We start from the raw sequence: 14,232 nt of genomic DNA, 5'->3' as shown, positions 1-14,232 counted from the left end.
GTATAAATATTCTTGAGCGCTGTATACGCGGGCGCTAGCGCCCAGCCAAGGAGAAACAATGTACTGCCCCTATTGCAAGCACACCGACTCGCGCGTGGTGGATTCCCGCACCACCGATGACGGCGCCGCAATTCGCCGCCGCCGCCAGTGCACCTCCTGCGCTCGCCGCTTCACGACCGTTGAAACCACCACCATTTCGGTGATTAAGCGTTCCGGCGTGACCGAGCCCTTCGACCGTTCGAAGATTGCCGCGGGCGTGCGTAAGGCATGCCAGGGCCGCCCCGTGGGTGAGGACGATTTGGCGAAGCTCGCCCAGGAGGTTGAGGAGCTGATTCGTGCCCGCGGTTTGGCAGAGATTAACGCGCACGAGGTGGGTCTGACCATCCTGGAGCCGCTGTCGAAGCTGGACGCGGTCGCCTACCTGCGTTTTGCGAGCGTGTACCAGGCGTTTGAGAACCTTGAAGACTTTGAGGAGGCGATTGCGCGTCTGCGTGAGGACCGCATCGCCCAGTAACTAGCTAGCCCAGTAACTGGCCAGCCCAGTAGCTAATGAGCTCAGCCGCCGCTACATGAGCGGCGGCATATAAAAAGGGGCTGTTCCCGAGATATCTATCTCAGGAACAGCCCCTTTAGCTGTAGCTACACTTTACGCTTCGCCGCGGCGCTTGCGTTCCTGCAGCATGCCGCCAGCCCACAGTGCCGCACCCACAATACCCGCGTTGTTACGCAGGGCAGCCATGACCATGGGGGTACGAATCTGATCCTCAAAGTAGGGCATGAACTTCTCCGGGTTCTTGGAGATGCCGCCGCCAATGATGAACAGGTCGGGGGAGAAGAGCATCTGAACGTGCTCGAAGTAGCGGTACAGGCGCTTGCCGTACTTCTTCCAGGACAGCTCGTGCACCTCGCGGGCACGGGCCGAAGCCTGAGACTCGGCGTTGTGGCCGTCGATCTCCAGGTGACCCAGCTCGGTGTTCGGGATCAGCTTACCGTCGTTGATGAGGGCGGAGCCAATGCCGGTGCCCAGGGTGATGACAGCGATCAGGCCGTCACGGTTACGGCCCTGACCGTAGGTTGCCTCAGCCAGGCCCGCTGCGTCAGCGTCGTTGAGGCCGTAGACGGTGCGGCCGTCCAGCGCCTCGCTCATGACCTGCTCCAGGTCGGTGTTAATCCAGGAGTCGTCCACGTTAGCAGCAGAGAAAACCATGCCGTTCTTCACCACTGCGGGGAAGTCGATGCCGACAGCGGACTCGGGGTCCGGTGCCAGGTCGCGGCCCTGCAGCTCGTCCACTACACGGCGTACAACCTCAGCCACAGCGGCGGGGGTTGCGGGCTTGGGGGTGTCGATGCGGAAGCGGTCGGACACGAGGTTACCGGTGCGCAGGTCAACGATGCCGCCCTTAATGCCGGTGCCTCCAATGTCCACACCAATCTGCAGGTCCTTGGGGGTGGGGGCGGGCAGTTCGGTGATGACGCCGGGTTCTGCGTAATCGCTCATGGTTTTCTCTCTTTCGCCCCGCCTACTGCCGTGTAACTGAGGGAGTGGGCGGGTTTGTTAGTGGGTGAACTGATATAAAAGTGAGGTGCTGGGCTCGTATCTGCACAATACCTGCACAAGTAGGAAACCCAGAGGGCTGCGCTTAGGGCAAGGTCAGGATGTCCGCGCCGTCAGCGGTCACCACGAGGGTGTGCTCGAACTGCGCGGTGCGCTTGCGGTCGCGGGTGACCACGGTCCAGTCGTCGTCCCACAGGTCCCATTCGATGGTGCCGAGGGTCAGCATGGGCTCGATCGTGAAAATCATGCCCTCACGGATCTCGGTGTCGTAGGCGGGTGCCGCATCGTAGTGGGGGATGATGAGGCCCGAGTGGAACTCACGACCCACACCGTGACCGGTGTAGTCGCGAACCACGCCGTAACCGAAACGTGCCGCATACTTCTCAATGACGCGACCAATCACGTTGATCTGGCGGCCCGGCTTCACAGCCTTAATCGCACGGTTCAGGGACTCTTCGGTGCGCTCAACCAGCAGGCGGGACTCTTCGTCCACGTTGCCGACGAGCAGGGTCTTGTTGGTGTCGCCGTGCATACCGTCCAGGTATGCGGTGACGTCCAGGTTGAGGATGTCGCCGTCCTCCAGCACGGTGGAGTCCGGGATGCCGTGGCAGATGACCTCGTTCAGGGAGGTGCACACGGACTTGGGGTAGCCGCGGTAATCCACGGTGGAGGGGTACGCGCCGTGGTCGCAAATGTACTCGTGGACCAGCACGTCAATCTCGTCGGTGGTGGTGCCGGGCACACAAATCTTGGATGCTTCAACGATGGCGCCTGCCGCAATCTTGCCGGCTGCGCGAACCCGCTCAACTTCCTCGGGGGTGTACATGTTCGAGTCGTTACCCTCGTTGGCGGTGGGCTTACCCACGTACTCGGGGCGAACAATGTGCGAGGGGACCGGGCGCATGGGGGTGATGCGTCCGGGGGTCAGACAACCCACGGGTGCTCGACCGGGCTCTGCAGGAAGATTGTGCGAAGTATTCGTTTTGGTTGAAGACATAGTTTCATCTTACCGGGCGCGGGCGGGTTGTGTCCCTTGCTCAGGCGCTAAAAAGCGGCGGATACACAAGCCGTACCTTTTTTCCAGATTGTGAATAAAATTTCATGCACGCTAGCGGCAAAACTGCGCGGGCGGAAAGCCGGAGTGGAAGGCAGAGGCGGAAGACCGGGGCGGAAGACCGTGGAGGGGAAACGCCGTGAGAAGCTCCACCCGCCTCATTGCCACGAACCTACGCGCGTGAGAAGCTAGAAACACCAACCCCTCACCGTCGAAGGAGAACCATGAGCCACCACAAGCACCGCCTGAGCGAAGCCATCGAATCGGCGGTCGAAAAGACCCTGAACTCCGCGACTGAAGCCACCAGCCCGCACCCCGAAGAGTACTGGTACAACCTCAAAACCGGCGAGGTTGAACGCGGCCAGCAGAGCGCCGTCACCTCCCTGTGGGGCCCCTTCAAAACCTACGAGGAAGCGGCACACGCCATGGACCGCGCCCGCGAACGCAATGACGCCTGGGAAAAGGACAGCGGCTGGCTCTAAAAAACGAGCACCCTCAGCCTTGCCCAACGCCCTCAGCCACGCTCAAGGCGCAAGGCACCCAACAGACATACAGCCTGAGAAGAAAGACCCCCGCACCCGGAGCACCGGATACGGGGGTCTTTCTTCTCAAGCTTTTCTTCTCAGCCTAAAGCCTACTCAAAAGTGTGCTCAGCCGCCGGGAACTCACCCGAACGAACCTGCTCACGATAAGCACGCGCAGCGTCCTCCATGACCTGACCGACCTGCGCAAACTGCTTCACAAAACGCGGCACGCGACCGGAACGAACACCCATCATGTCCTGCCACACCAGCACCTGACCGGTCGTCACATTCGAGGCACCAATACCAATAGTCGGCACAGCGCCCACAGCCTCATCCACCAGCTGCGCAGTCTGGGTAGTCACCATCTCCATCAGCACGCAGAACGCACCAGCCTCAGCCAGCGCCACCGCATCCTCACGAACACGCTCAGACGCATCGCCGCGGCCCTGCACACGGAAACCGCCCAGGGCATGCTCCGACTGCGGGGTGAAACCAACATGCGCCACCACCGGAATACCGGTACGCACCAGGGCACGAACCCACTCAGCCATCGACGCATCAGCCTCAATCTTGACCGCGTGCGCGCCGCCCTCCTTCATCAGGCGAACGGCGCTCGCCACCGCCTGCTGCGGGGACTGCTCATACGAACCAAACGGCAGATCAGCAACCACCATGGCGCGGGATGCACCGCGAGAAACCGCCGCAACCAGCGGAATCATCTCATCCAGGGTAATGGTTAGGGTGGACTCGTAGCCGAGCACCACATTCGCCGCTGAATCGCCCACCAGCAGCATGTCGATGCCGGCGCGATCAAAAATCTGCGCCGTCAGAGCGTCATAACAGGTCAGCATGGAGAACTTCTGACCGGTCGCCTTAGCCTGCGCCAGGTGAACGGTGCGCACCTTCTTGACGGTATCAAGGTCAAAAGGCTTCTGCACGCCGGAGGGAGCAGAAGCAGTCGCGGAGGTAGCGGCAGGCTGTGCCGCGTAGGGTGAAGAGATCTCGGAAGAACGCTCAGTAGTCATGCTGACTATTCTAACCCTGCACGGCTCCAACCTGGCGCACCGCTCACCACGGGGGAACTACACCTAGTTCCAGATGAGGTTAATGTAGTAGGTCGGGAACGACGCAGCGGCGTTCTTATTCATCAGCTCCGGAATAGCGGAAGAAGCATCACTAAACTCGCGCGGCAAATCGCGCTGAATGAGCGCCTGCTGCACCAGAGCATCCCAGTACAGCTGCATGATCGAATAGGTGCAGACTTCCTTCACGACGTCCTCCGCGTAGGACTCCCACGCAGGGAGTGCCGCATCGTTATCGAAGAAACCCTCATAGCCCTGGGACAGGCCCGTATCGCAGGCGTTCACCGCGTTCTTCGCGTACTGCAGCCAGTAGCTGCGGCTCAACTCATCGGTGGTGTTGAAAGTAAACGCCTCATAGTCTGCCTTCAGCAGGGCGTAAGACGCCTGAATAGAACCGGCAAGCGGGGCGTGCGAAGAGAAGACAATAACGTCCAGAAGAGCAGCGATGTACTCCATCTGCACCTTCTCGTACGCAATACCGGAAGGCTGAACCGGACCAGAATGCATCTGCACCAACGCCTCCACCGCGTTAATGAAACGCTCAATGTCGGCGGTCGCCTTCACCATCAGATTCAGCAGACGCTGAACACACTGATAATCCTCAGAAATCTGCGAGAACACGCCAAAGGACAGGACGCCACGTTCCGAAGCAGCCGTCGCCAGAATCTGGCTCGTCAGACGCTGGCTCTCCGCCTCCGCCTTCGCCACGCTTACCAGCAGGGCACCGCAATACGCCAGCGCGCGGCCATCCACCAGCTGAGGCTGCTGCCGATGCAACGGCAAAAGACGCTCATGAATCTGACGGAAAATAGCGCTCTGCGTCAAAGCCTTCTTGCCCAGCTCCTCAGTCTTCAACAGCACAGTATCCGCCGAGAAATCACGCGGCACGAAACGGCGCGCATCCGGCGCAGTAAACGGCGAATAGGGGCGGCCCATCACCGGCTGCAACAGCGACATCGTGGTAAACAGCGAAAAACGAGCCGCCACCGGGTACAGCGAATCCGGGTAGTTCGGCGCATCCGGCGCGTTGACACGCTCCGTGCACAGAGTCAACCAGGTCTGCTCCACCGCGCGATCAGACGTAATACCAACACCCATACCCAGGATGCTCTCACCGAACGCCTCCGAAGGAAGCTTACCGGGGTTCATAGCACGCGCCTGCATGAGCGCCACAGCCAGCTCCACCGTATAATTCGTGCGGCGCTTCTTGCCCGCCTCGTCAAGGTGCTGGAACGGACGTACACCCGCAATCTTCTGACCGCGCGCCAGATTGTGCAGTTCCTTGCTCATGGCGAACTGCTGCGGGTTACGCTGCATCATCCTCGACACCTCGTAAGCGCTCTTACGGTTCAGTTTCTCACGGCGCTGAGCACCCTCAGCCGACAGCGCATCATACTTGCCGCGGCTTGCGTGAACATACCAGGAACGAATTACCTGAAGCGGCAAGAAGAAGAAAGTGTACTTCCACGACCAACTAAAAATAATGATCGGAATAGCCGCGCTCGACCCCAAACGGCCCGTATAACCGGTCCAAATGAACTCCACAAACGCACCAACCAGAGCCCACAACGCCAAAGTGCGAACCCTAAACGCCACACGGGAGGGACGGTCCAGCAGGTAGGTCGCACCACCGGTCTTGTTATTCTTCATGACTGTCGGGCCAAAGACCGCAACCGCAAAAAGACAGACCAGATACAACACCAAGAAAACAATGGGGGCGGTAATAAGTAGCAGCCACTCAAGCCCGGTGGGGTCAGCAGCAACCAGCGTGCTTGCCGCTAGAGGAATCTGTGCGGGCGCCACCTGTGCGGGCAGCGCCTGCGAAGCTGATGAGAGAAGAACGGAATGTAGCATACCCCCATTATCGCAAGGCGCCCCCGAACACGCCCCGCGAACCGTCATCTGCCAGGTATCTGAACAAAGCCTAGACCCGCACCGCAGAAAAGTGGGGGAGCGGCCCCGGTACCGCCCAGAATCTGAGCTACCGCGGCACACGAAAAGAGAATTTACACAAACGAAACCTCCCACCCACCCGCCACACAGCAGAACCCGATAGGCTAGATAACAACAGGACACACGCCGGGGCAAGGAGGCGCCAGCACCGCTGGTACGCAACCCGCCGCAACCCCCTTGGAACCCCAAGGGGACATGCAGGACCTTCCGCAACAGGGTCTTCTTCACCTCGGCAGCAAATTTAGCGCGCCTCCGCCACCCACAGACGGGTACCACGCGGATGCGCGCCCGCACCGAGAGGGCAACTCATGGACCGCCAACAGGAATTCGTACTGCGCACCATCGAAGAGCGCGACATCCGCTTCATCCGCCTCTGGTTCACCGACGTGGTCGGCACCCTCAAATCCGTTGCGCTCGCACCGGCTGAAGTAGAAAGCGCCTTCGATGAGGGCCTAGGCTTTGACGGCTCCTCGATTGAGGGTTTCTCCCGCATCTACGAATCTGACATGCTGTTGCAGCCGGACCCCTCCACCTTCCAGATCCTGCCCTGGCGCGGCGAGGAAGACTACACCTCCCGCATGTTCTGTGACGTGCTCACCCCCGACGGCGAAATCAGCGCCTCCGACACTCGCGGCGTGCTCAAGCGCGTGCTCAACAAGGCAGCCGAGATGGGCTTCACCTGCTACACCTCGCCCGAAATCGAGTTCTACCTGCTGGAGTCCTCCAAGCTCGGCGCCGACGGCTTCCCCGTGCCCGTGGACCACGAATCCTACTTCGACCACACTCCCGGCGGCATCGTGCAGGACTTCCGCCGCAAGGCAGTGACCATGCTCGAAGAAGTCGGCATCTCCGTCGAATTCAGCCACCACGAAACCGGCCCCGGACAGAACGAAATCGACCTGCGCCACGCCGACGCCCTGCAGACCGCCGACAACGTCATGACCTTCCGCACCGTCATCAAGGAAGTCGCCTACTCGCTCGGCATGTACGCAACCTTCATGCCCAAGCCCTTCACCAAGTACGCCGGCAGCGGCATGCACACCCACTTCTCCCTCTTCGAAGGCGACACCAACGCATTCTTCGAAGCCGGTGCCGAATACCAGCTGTCCAAGACCGCACGCCACTTCATCGCCGGTGTGCTCAAGCACGCCCCCGAATTCACCGCGGTCACCAACCAGTTCATCAACTCCTACAAGCGCCTCTGGGGCGGCGGCGAGGCACCCTCCTACGTCTCCTGGGGCCACAACAACCGCTCCGCCCTCGTGCGTGTGCCCCTGTACAAGCCGGATAAGATGCAGTCCGCACGCATCGAGTACCGTGGCCTGGACTCGGCGTCGAACCCGTACCTCGCCTACGCGGTGATTCTCGCCGCCGGTCTGAAGGGTATCGAAAACGAGTACCCGCTCATGCCCGCCGTGACCGAAGACCTCGCCGCCATGACCAACGCTGAACGCCGCGCCATGGGCTACAACCCGCTGCCCGCGTCCCTGCGTGAAGCTATCAATATCACCGAAGAATCCGAGTTCATGGCGGAGGTTCTGGGCGAGCAGGTCTTCGAGCAGTTCCTGCGCAATAAGCGCGCCGACTGGGACCATTACCAGGCTCAGGTGACCCCGTACGAGCTCAAGCACAACCTCGGTATTCTCTAAATGAGTAACCGCTGACAGCCTCAGGGCGGTACCCGCTACCGGTAACACGCCGGCGGGTACCGCCCACAGGTCTATCAAATGCACCTATCGGCTGCGCCGTTCACCGCCGATTTTTAGCCGCCGAAATTTATACTTTCCGCCCCGGATCTACTCTCCACCCACAGTTCTCTAACCTAGTTCTCTACCCACGGTTCTCACGCTATGACTGACAGCTCCCACTACCCGGCCACCGGGCTCATCCGCATTATCGACCCCGCCAAAGAACCCAAACCGCTCACCGACATCGCCCCCGACGCACTCGACGACGAGCAACGCGCCGAAGCCGAACGCAAAGCCCAGCTACGCCTGCGCACCCGCATGATTGCCACCGGCTTCCACGACCCGTCCAAGGCAGAACGCTGGCTCAACGCCCCCGAACTGAAGCACGTCTCGCAGGATGCACTCTTTGCCGGGCTGCGCCTCGCACCCTCACCGGATATTGCGCTGCCCGCCCTCGTGCGCCTCATCGAGAAGCACCCGGCGGTCGCCGAGCGCGCCAACCGCGGCGACAAAGAATTTGGCATGTACCGCCTGCTCGGCGCATCCCAGGCGATTGGCGATTTTCTCTACCGCCGCCCCGAACACATTGACCCGCTCTTCGACACGCAGGTGTACCCGGCTGAGAGCGCGCTGATCCGCTCCCAGCACCCGGCGTCGATTCTGCCGGAAACCGACGGGGAATTCCTGACCCCCATCGCACCGCTGGACACCCCCTACCGCCGCGACATCCTCACCGCCCTCGGCGCCGACCCCCACGCGGAGCATCCGCGCGCTGCCGCCGAGCAGACCGGCAAAGACGGCTACGTGACCCTGCGCGTCGCCTACCGCGCCGCCCTGGCCCGCATCGCCCTGCTCGACGTGTGCTGCGAAGACCCGGTCGAAATGATGCCCACCATCGGTCGTCACCTCGCCGATTTGGCTGCCGCCGCGCTGGAGGGTGCGCTCGCCATTGCCCGCACCGAAGTGGCGGAGGGGCTGGGCCCCGGCCTGGCGGCTCCTCGCCGAGGTGAAGCCGTAGACGCCCTGGACTTGGCGATTATCGGCATGGGTAAGTGCGGTGCCCGCGAGCTGAACTACATCTCTGATGTTGACGTGGTGTACGTGGTTGCGCCCGTGGAACCCGCCGCCGCTGGCGCCGTGCCCAACGCCGGGGCAGAGGGGGAGAGCGCCCCGCTCAAGCTCACCGAGAACGAATGTTCCACCATCGGCACGGAGCTCGTGCACGCCCTCACCCGTGCCATCATGGGCCCCGCACCCGAACCCGCCCTCTGGGAGGTCGACGCGAACCTACGCCCCGAGGGCAAGGACGGCCCGCTCGTTCGCACCGTCGAATCCTACGTTCAGTACTACAAGCGCTGGGCGGAAAACTGGGAGTTCCAAGCGCTGCTCAAAGCGCGCCCCATCGCCGGTTCGGCGCAGCTGGGCGCCCGCTACGCCCGCGCAATCGACCCCTTCGTGTGGGAGTCCGCCGCCCGTGAATCCTTCGTGGAATCCGTGCAGGCGATGCGCGCCCGCGTGACCGACAACATTCCCTCGCACCAGGTGGACCGCCAGATTAAGCTGGGCCCGGGTGGCCTGCGCGATATCGAGTTCACCGTGCAGCTGCTACAGCTTGTGCACGGTCGAACCGACCCCGCCGTACGCACCAAATCCACCGTGGATTCCCTCGCGGCGCTGACCGCCGTCAGCTACATTAGTCGCACCGACGCCGAAGCGTTCAGCCGCGACTACAAGAAGCTGCGCGTGCTCGAGCACCGCATCCAACTGCAGCAGCTGCGCCGCACCCACCTGATGCCCGAGAAGGACGCCGAACAGCGCGCCCTCGCCCGCTCAATCCTCTCCCCGGAACGCAACGGCACGCTCTCCGCCGAGCAGATGCTCAAGGCATGGCAGAAAATTAAACGGAACGTCCGTTCACTGCACGAGCGGATCTTCTTCCGTCCGCTACTCGCCGCCGTCTCCACGCTCAGCCGCGACGAAGTGGTGCTCAGCGAACAGGCGGCACAGGACCGCCTCGCAGCCCTCGGCTACCGCGACCCGCGCGGCGCCATGCGCCACATCAAGGCACTCACCACGGGACTTTCCCGCAGTGCAGACATTCAGCGGCACCTCATGCCCGTGCTACTGGGCTGGTTTGCTCGCGGCGTGGACGCGGACGCCGGCCTGCTCGGATTCCGTATCGTCTCCGAATCGCTCGGCAGCACCAGCTGGTACCTGCGCATGCTCCGCGACTCACCCGCAGCCGCCGAACGCCTCAGCCAGCTACTCTCCAGCTCGCGCCCCATGACCGACCTGCTCGAGGATGCCTCCGCCTCCATCGCCTGGCTGGACAAGGTCGCCGACCTCAAACCGCTGGGGGAGGAAGCGCTCGCTTCCGAGATTTCCTCCCTGCTGGCACGCCATGCGGACGCCGCCGAGGCGATGCGCGCCGTGCGCTACCTGCGCCGCCGCGAAACCCTGCGCACCGCCATGGGCTGGACCCTGGGCATCGTCGACGTTGAGGACACCTGCGCCGGTCTTGCCGCCATCGACGAGTGCACAATCGGTGCGGCGCTGCAGATTGCCCTGCGTGAACTCCAAACGGCACCGGAAGGCGCCGAACCCGCCGAAGCTGAGGCGACAGCGGGGGAGAAGCTGCTCACCCGCATCGCCGTCATCGGCATGGGCCGCCTCGGCGGCGCCGAGAACGGCTTCGGCTCCGACGCGGACGTCATGTTCGTTCACGAACCCCTCGACGGGGCCGACGAAGACGCCGCACAGGAACAGGCGGCACGCATCGTCAACCGCACCCTGGCGCTCCTCAAACAGCCCGTCAAGCCCGCCATTCGCGCCGAACGGCCCCTCGAAGTGGACGCCGACCTGCGCCCCGAAGGCAAGCAGGGCGCTATCGTGCGCTCGCTGGACTCCTACCGCTCCTACTACGAACGCTGGGCGGAAACCTGGGAGTTCCAGGCGCTCACCCGCGCCCGCCCCATCGCGGGCGACGAGGCGCTCGGCGAGGCTTTCGTGGAGCTCATCGACCCGTACCGCTACCCGGCAGCTTTTGAACCCGAACAGGTACAGCAGATTCGCCGCATGAAAGCGCGCGTGGAAAACGAACGCATGCCTCACGGCGCCGACCGCACCCGCCAGCTCAAGCTCGGCCGCGGCGGACTCTCCGACGTGGAATGGCTGGTCCAGCTCGTACAGCTGCGCCACGCGCACGCCGTGCCCGGGCTGCGCACCACCTCCACCCTGAAGGCGCTGAACGCCGCGGTTGAGGCGGGGCTGGTCGAAGCCGCGGACGCTGAAATCCTCAGCGGCGCCTGGCTACTCGCCACGAAGATCCGCGGCGGCAACGTACTGCGCGGCGTGCGCCAGTCCGACACCCTACCCTCGGGACGCGCCGACCTGGAAGCAATCGCCCGCTGGTGCGGATACCCCGCCGGTAGCGCACGCGCCCTCGAAGAGGACTATCTGCGCCAAACTCGCAACGCCCGCAAAGTCTACGAGCGCCTCTTCTTCGAAGAACTATAAAAAGATTCCAGAAAAACATGAGCCCGGCATTTTTGTCGGTGCGGATTTCTGATGCGAATTTCATAGGGGAGGGGCGGGGAACATGGTTCCCCGCCCCTCCTTTTCGTGTCCTTGCGAAAAATTTTGCGGACGTTTCGCGGACATCGTGTGCCCGCCGCTGCCCTCACGGGAACAGTAACCACCCCAAAACCCCAAAAATGTGACCGGCACCATGAAAATAAATTTTGCCAACATGTCCCAAAAAAGAGACAAAATACCCCGTTTTACCCCGGAAACACGCGGAACACCGGGTGTCTAACAAGGGATTTGGCAAACGCTCAAAAACCCCGTATAGTATTTACCTGTCAGCACGACGGAGCGAAAAACTCCAACGGAATGATTCAAATTGAATACGCTGATATGCGGTTGTAGCTCAGTTGGTAGAGCACCACCTTGCCAAGGTGGATGTCGCGAGTTCAAGTCTCGTCAACCGCTCGTAAGGACTCCAAGAGTTCGAACGCGTTCCCTTGTGGAGCGTATGCGGTGAGGTGGTCGAGTGGTTAGGCAGCGGCCTGCAAAGCCGTGTACGCGGGTTCGAATCCCGTCCTCACCTCGCAACAAAACAACTGTTTTGTGAGCGCGATTGGCGCAGCGGTAGCGCGCTTCCCTGACACGGAAGAGGTCACTGGTTCGATCCCAGTATCGCGCACAGATAAAGCCCTTAGCTTTCGAGCTAAGGGCTTTTGTGTTTAACTTTTTTGGTTTTGGTTAGAGGGGCGGTGCTCCTCAGCTGACTTGTGTTTATTCTGGAGGCGGTGCTCCGTATATTTCCTCCGCGCCGTCGCAGGGGACCCGCCCTCGCTTCGCTTCGGGCACCCTGAGGGCGCTTCCGGAAAATACGCTCGCCCCCGCTCCGCGTCCCCGATGTCACGACGGAGGACACCATCCCTCCGCCTCGTAGGTAAAACACTCGACCCCGGTTCAGTAAGGGCAGGGCTTGGGTGCGCGATACCGGTATAACGAACTGGAGGGGGAGGGGGCTGTCACCTTCTCAATCTTTTGCTGGCTCCGCCGGACAGGTGAGCTGAAATTGTGCCCGCGCCGCACCTTCCGAAAGTGACATCAGGGTGCCCGCCCGGGCGCTCTCCGCAGCGAAGCAAGGAGAAGCGGAGCGTCCGGGCGTGGCGGGTTCCCCTGCAGGAGCGCAGGAGGGGAGCGGCGCGAGATGCCCAAGAGCTCCCATACTGTGCTCGAGCTAGGGATTTATGTTAAAGCTGAGGTTCAAGGTATGCTTTTCCTCGGCGTCCGGGCGCAGGCCTGCAGGCTCCCGCTTCCGCACCGCAAACACATCACCCCACCTGAATAAAGGGCATACCATGTCTACATCCCTGACCCGCCGCAAGCTCGTCGCCGGTGCAGCCTGGGCGGCACCCGTCGTCGCCGCCTCCGCAACCATCCCCTCCTACGCGGCATCCGTCGCCGCAACCAACGACTGCATCCTGGCACCCAACCCGGCGTACAGCATCTCCGGTACCGACGAAGGCGCCAAGACCGTTCAGAGCTTCGCCGTGCCCAACAACGTCTACAAGCTCCGCTTTGAACTGGTCGGCGGCGCGGGCGGCACCAACAACCGCATGACCCCCGCCGGCTCCGGCGCGAAGGTCACCGGCATCATCCCCGTCACCCCCGGCTCCACCGTGCAGATTATCGCCGCGGCAGGTGGCATTGGTAACGGCTCCCTCACCCCCACCGCCGGTGGTGAAGGCTACGGCAACGGCGGCTCCGTACCCGCCTACACCATCCCCGCCACCATCACCGCGCAGGTCGACGCCAAGTACGCGGACCCGGCAAACTCCAAGACCCAGGCGTACGCTGCATCCGGCGGCGGCTCCTCCGCACTGCTCATCGACGGCGTCGTCGTAGCTGTAGCAGGCGGCGGTGGCGGCGCGGGCATGACCACCTCCGGCGTGTCCTACGCAGACCCCTGGTACTCCAACTTCAACGGCCAGATCGACGCCGGTGTGGCGTCCCTCGGCTCGGACGCATCCCCGCAGTTCGACGCGGCGGGTAGCGCCTCCGCGGCGGCAGGCTCCAACGGCACCCCCGGCTACGAAATCTACAATGCTGAACACTCCAAGGTCCTGACCTACAACTCCGGTTTCGGTGGCGCAGCGGGCGTGGGCGGTGCAGGTGGCGCGGCAGGCACCCTGCCGGCAAGCGGCCCCATCATCGGCTTTGAAACCACCAACAACCAGGTGCTATTCAGCCAGTTCGTCGCCGGTAACGCGGGCACGAGCGGCTTCGCGGGCGACGGCGGCGACGGCGCAGGCGCATACTCCTACCAGCTGGATGAGAACCCCGCCAGCGTGCACGAGAAGGGTACCTACGAGGACCGCAGCTGGGACCTGGACGTCTACAACGACGAGGGCGCGTACGCGCAGAACTTCAACGGCTACCAGTCCGTGGTGTCCGGTGGCGGCGGTGCAGGCTACGGTGGTGGCGGTTCCGGTGCGGCACAGTCTGTCTCCTCGATTGTGCTGACTCAGAAGTGGCTGAACAGCCCGACCGGCGTGCGTCAGGGTATCGGCTACACGATGCAGGGCGGCGCAGGTGGCGCGGGCGGCTCGTACATTGCACCGTCGGTGAGCGAGGGTGCGATTGTTTCGGCTGAGAACGCGCCGCAGTGGATGCGCGAGCGCGGTAACGGTTCGGTGACGGTGACTTTCTGCGAGGCTGCCGCCTAAACGCTTCTCCCGCTGAGGCGCTTGAGGGGCGGTGCACCGTAGTTTCCCCAAGCGGTTTGGAATGCTTGAGGGGCGGTGTTCCTCCTCGTTCCTACTCAGGTGTAGGTGCGCCGCATATTTCCTCCGCGCCTACGCAG

The 14,232-nt window shown here is 62.6% G+C and carries 9 protein-coding genes and 3 tRNA genes; 8 read left to right on the top strand and 4 right to left on the bottom strand.

Annotation, left to right across the window (positions count from 1 at the left end; all coding sequences use genetic code 11):
* Positions 1-58: 58 nt before the first annotated feature.
* Positions 59-514 carry a transcriptional regulator NrdR gene (gene nrdR / locus HMPREF2928_RS07130; protein WP_005506525.1) on the top strand — a complete coding sequence of 152 codons (456 nt, stop codon included), beginning with the start codon at positions 59-61 and terminating at the stop codon, positions 512-514.
* A 132-nt stretch (positions 515-646) separates the two neighbouring features.
* Here nrdR and ppgK read toward each other — a convergent pair whose 3' ends face one another.
* A complete protein-coding gene (gene ppgK / locus HMPREF2928_RS07125; RefSeq protein ID WP_070687982.1) occupies positions 647-1,498 on the bottom strand; it encodes a polyphosphate--glucose phosphotransferase in 852 nt (283 codons plus the stop codon).
* A gap of 142 nt (positions 1,499-1,640) precedes the next feature.
* Positions 1,641-2,552 (bottom strand): type I methionyl aminopeptidase, encoded by a 912-nt coding sequence (map, locus tag HMPREF2928_RS07120; protein WP_005506520.1) that lies wholly within the window; start codon positions 2,550-2,552, stop codon positions 1,641-1,643.
* A 281-nt stretch (positions 2,553-2,833) separates the two neighbouring features.
* Between map and HMPREF2928_RS07115 the strand changes: the two genes are divergently transcribed.
* A complete protein-coding gene (locus tag HMPREF2928_RS07115) occupies positions 2,834-3,091 on the top strand; it encodes a hypothetical protein (protein WP_083311398.1) in 258 nt (85 codons plus the stop codon).
* A gap of 152 nt (positions 3,092-3,243) precedes the next feature.
* Here the strand turns inward: HMPREF2928_RS07115 and panB are convergent, their stop codons facing one another.
* A complete protein-coding gene (gene panB, locus HMPREF2928_RS07110) occupies positions 3,244-4,158 on the bottom strand; it encodes a 3-methyl-2-oxobutanoate hydroxymethyltransferase (RefSeq protein ID WP_070687980.1) in 915 nt (304 codons plus the stop codon).
* Between the two features lie 63 nt (positions 4,159-4,221).
* A complete protein-coding gene (locus tag HMPREF2928_RS07105) occupies positions 4,222-6,069 on the bottom strand; it encodes a geranylgeranyl pyrophosphate synthase (protein ID WP_070687978.1) in 1,848 nt (615 codons plus the stop codon).
* A gap of 407 nt (positions 6,070-6,476) precedes the next feature.
* On the opposite strand from HMPREF2928_RS07105, the gene glnA reads away from it, so the two are divergent.
* From glnA to HMPREF2928_RS07075, 6 genes are all read left to right on the top strand, one after another.
* Entirely contained in the window at positions 6,477-7,817 is a 1,341-nt protein-coding gene (gene glnA / locus HMPREF2928_RS07100; RefSeq protein ID WP_070687976.1) for a type I glutamate--ammonia ligase, read from the top strand.
* 201 nt (positions 7,818-8,018) lie between these two features.
* Entirely contained in the window at positions 8,019-11,372 is a 3,354-nt protein-coding gene (locus HMPREF2928_RS07095; protein ID WP_210399880.1) for a bifunctional [glutamine synthetase] adenylyltransferase/[glutamine synthetase]-adenylyl-L-tyrosine phosphorylase, read from the top strand.
* A 401-nt stretch (positions 11,373-11,773) separates the two neighbouring features.
* Positions 11,774-11,846, top strand: a tRNA-Gly gene (locus HMPREF2928_RS07090).
* Positions 11,847-11,893: 47 nt separating this feature from the next.
* A tRNA-Cys gene (locus HMPREF2928_RS07085) sits at positions 11,894-11,964 on the top strand.
* A gap of 24 nt (positions 11,965-11,988) precedes the next feature.
* A tRNA-Val gene (locus HMPREF2928_RS07080) sits at positions 11,989-12,060 on the top strand.
* A gap of 667 nt (positions 12,061-12,727) precedes the next feature.
* Positions 12,728-14,095, top strand: coding sequence for a hypothetical protein (locus HMPREF2928_RS07075; protein ID WP_070687974.1), 1,368 nt, complete (start codon positions 12,728-12,730; stop codon positions 14,093-14,095).
* Positions 14,096-14,232 lie beyond the last annotated feature (137 nt).

This window comes from Rothia sp. HMSC072B04 (assembly GCF_001813725.1).
Classification (GTDB): Bacteria; Actinomycetota; Actinomycetes; order Actinomycetales; family Micrococcaceae; genus Rothia; species Rothia mucilaginosa.
The sequence above is the reverse complement of the archived record's forward strand: the minus strand, read 5'-3'. Positions and strand labels throughout refer to the sequence as shown.

Bases quoted from the DNA above. Each gene is read 5' to 3' on its own strand.
- nrdR (WP_005506525.1), top strand. From the start codon at position 59: ATGTACTGCCCCTATTGCAAGCACACCGACTCGCGCGTGGTGGATTCC.
- ppgK (WP_070687982.1), bottom strand. From the start codon at position 1,498: ATGAGCGATTACGCAGAACCCGGCGTCATCACCGAACTGCCCGCCCCC.
- map (WP_005506520.1), bottom strand. From the start codon at position 2,552: ATGTCTTCAACCAAAACGAATACTTCGCACAATCTTCCTGCAGAGCCC.
- HMPREF2928_RS07115 (WP_083311398.1), top strand. From the start codon at position 2,834: ATGAGCCACCACAAGCACCGCCTGAGCGAAGCCATCGAATCGGCGGTC.
- panB (WP_070687980.1), bottom strand. From the start codon at position 4,158: ATGACTACTGAGCGTTCTTCCGAGATCTCTTCACCCTACGCGGCACAG.
- HMPREF2928_RS07105 (WP_070687978.1), bottom strand. From the start codon at position 6,069: ATGCTACATTCCGTTCTTCTCTCATCAGCTTCGCAGGCGCTGCCCGCA.
- glnA (WP_070687976.1), top strand. From the start codon at position 6,477: ATGGACCGCCAACAGGAATTCGTACTGCGCACCATCGAAGAGCGCGAC.
- HMPREF2928_RS07095 (WP_210399880.1), top strand. From the start codon at position 8,019: ATGACTGACAGCTCCCACTACCCGGCCACCGGGCTCATCCGCATTATC.
- HMPREF2928_RS07075 (WP_070687974.1), top strand. From the start codon at position 12,728: ATGTCTACATCCCTGACCCGCCGCAAGCTCGTCGCCGGTGCAGCCTGG.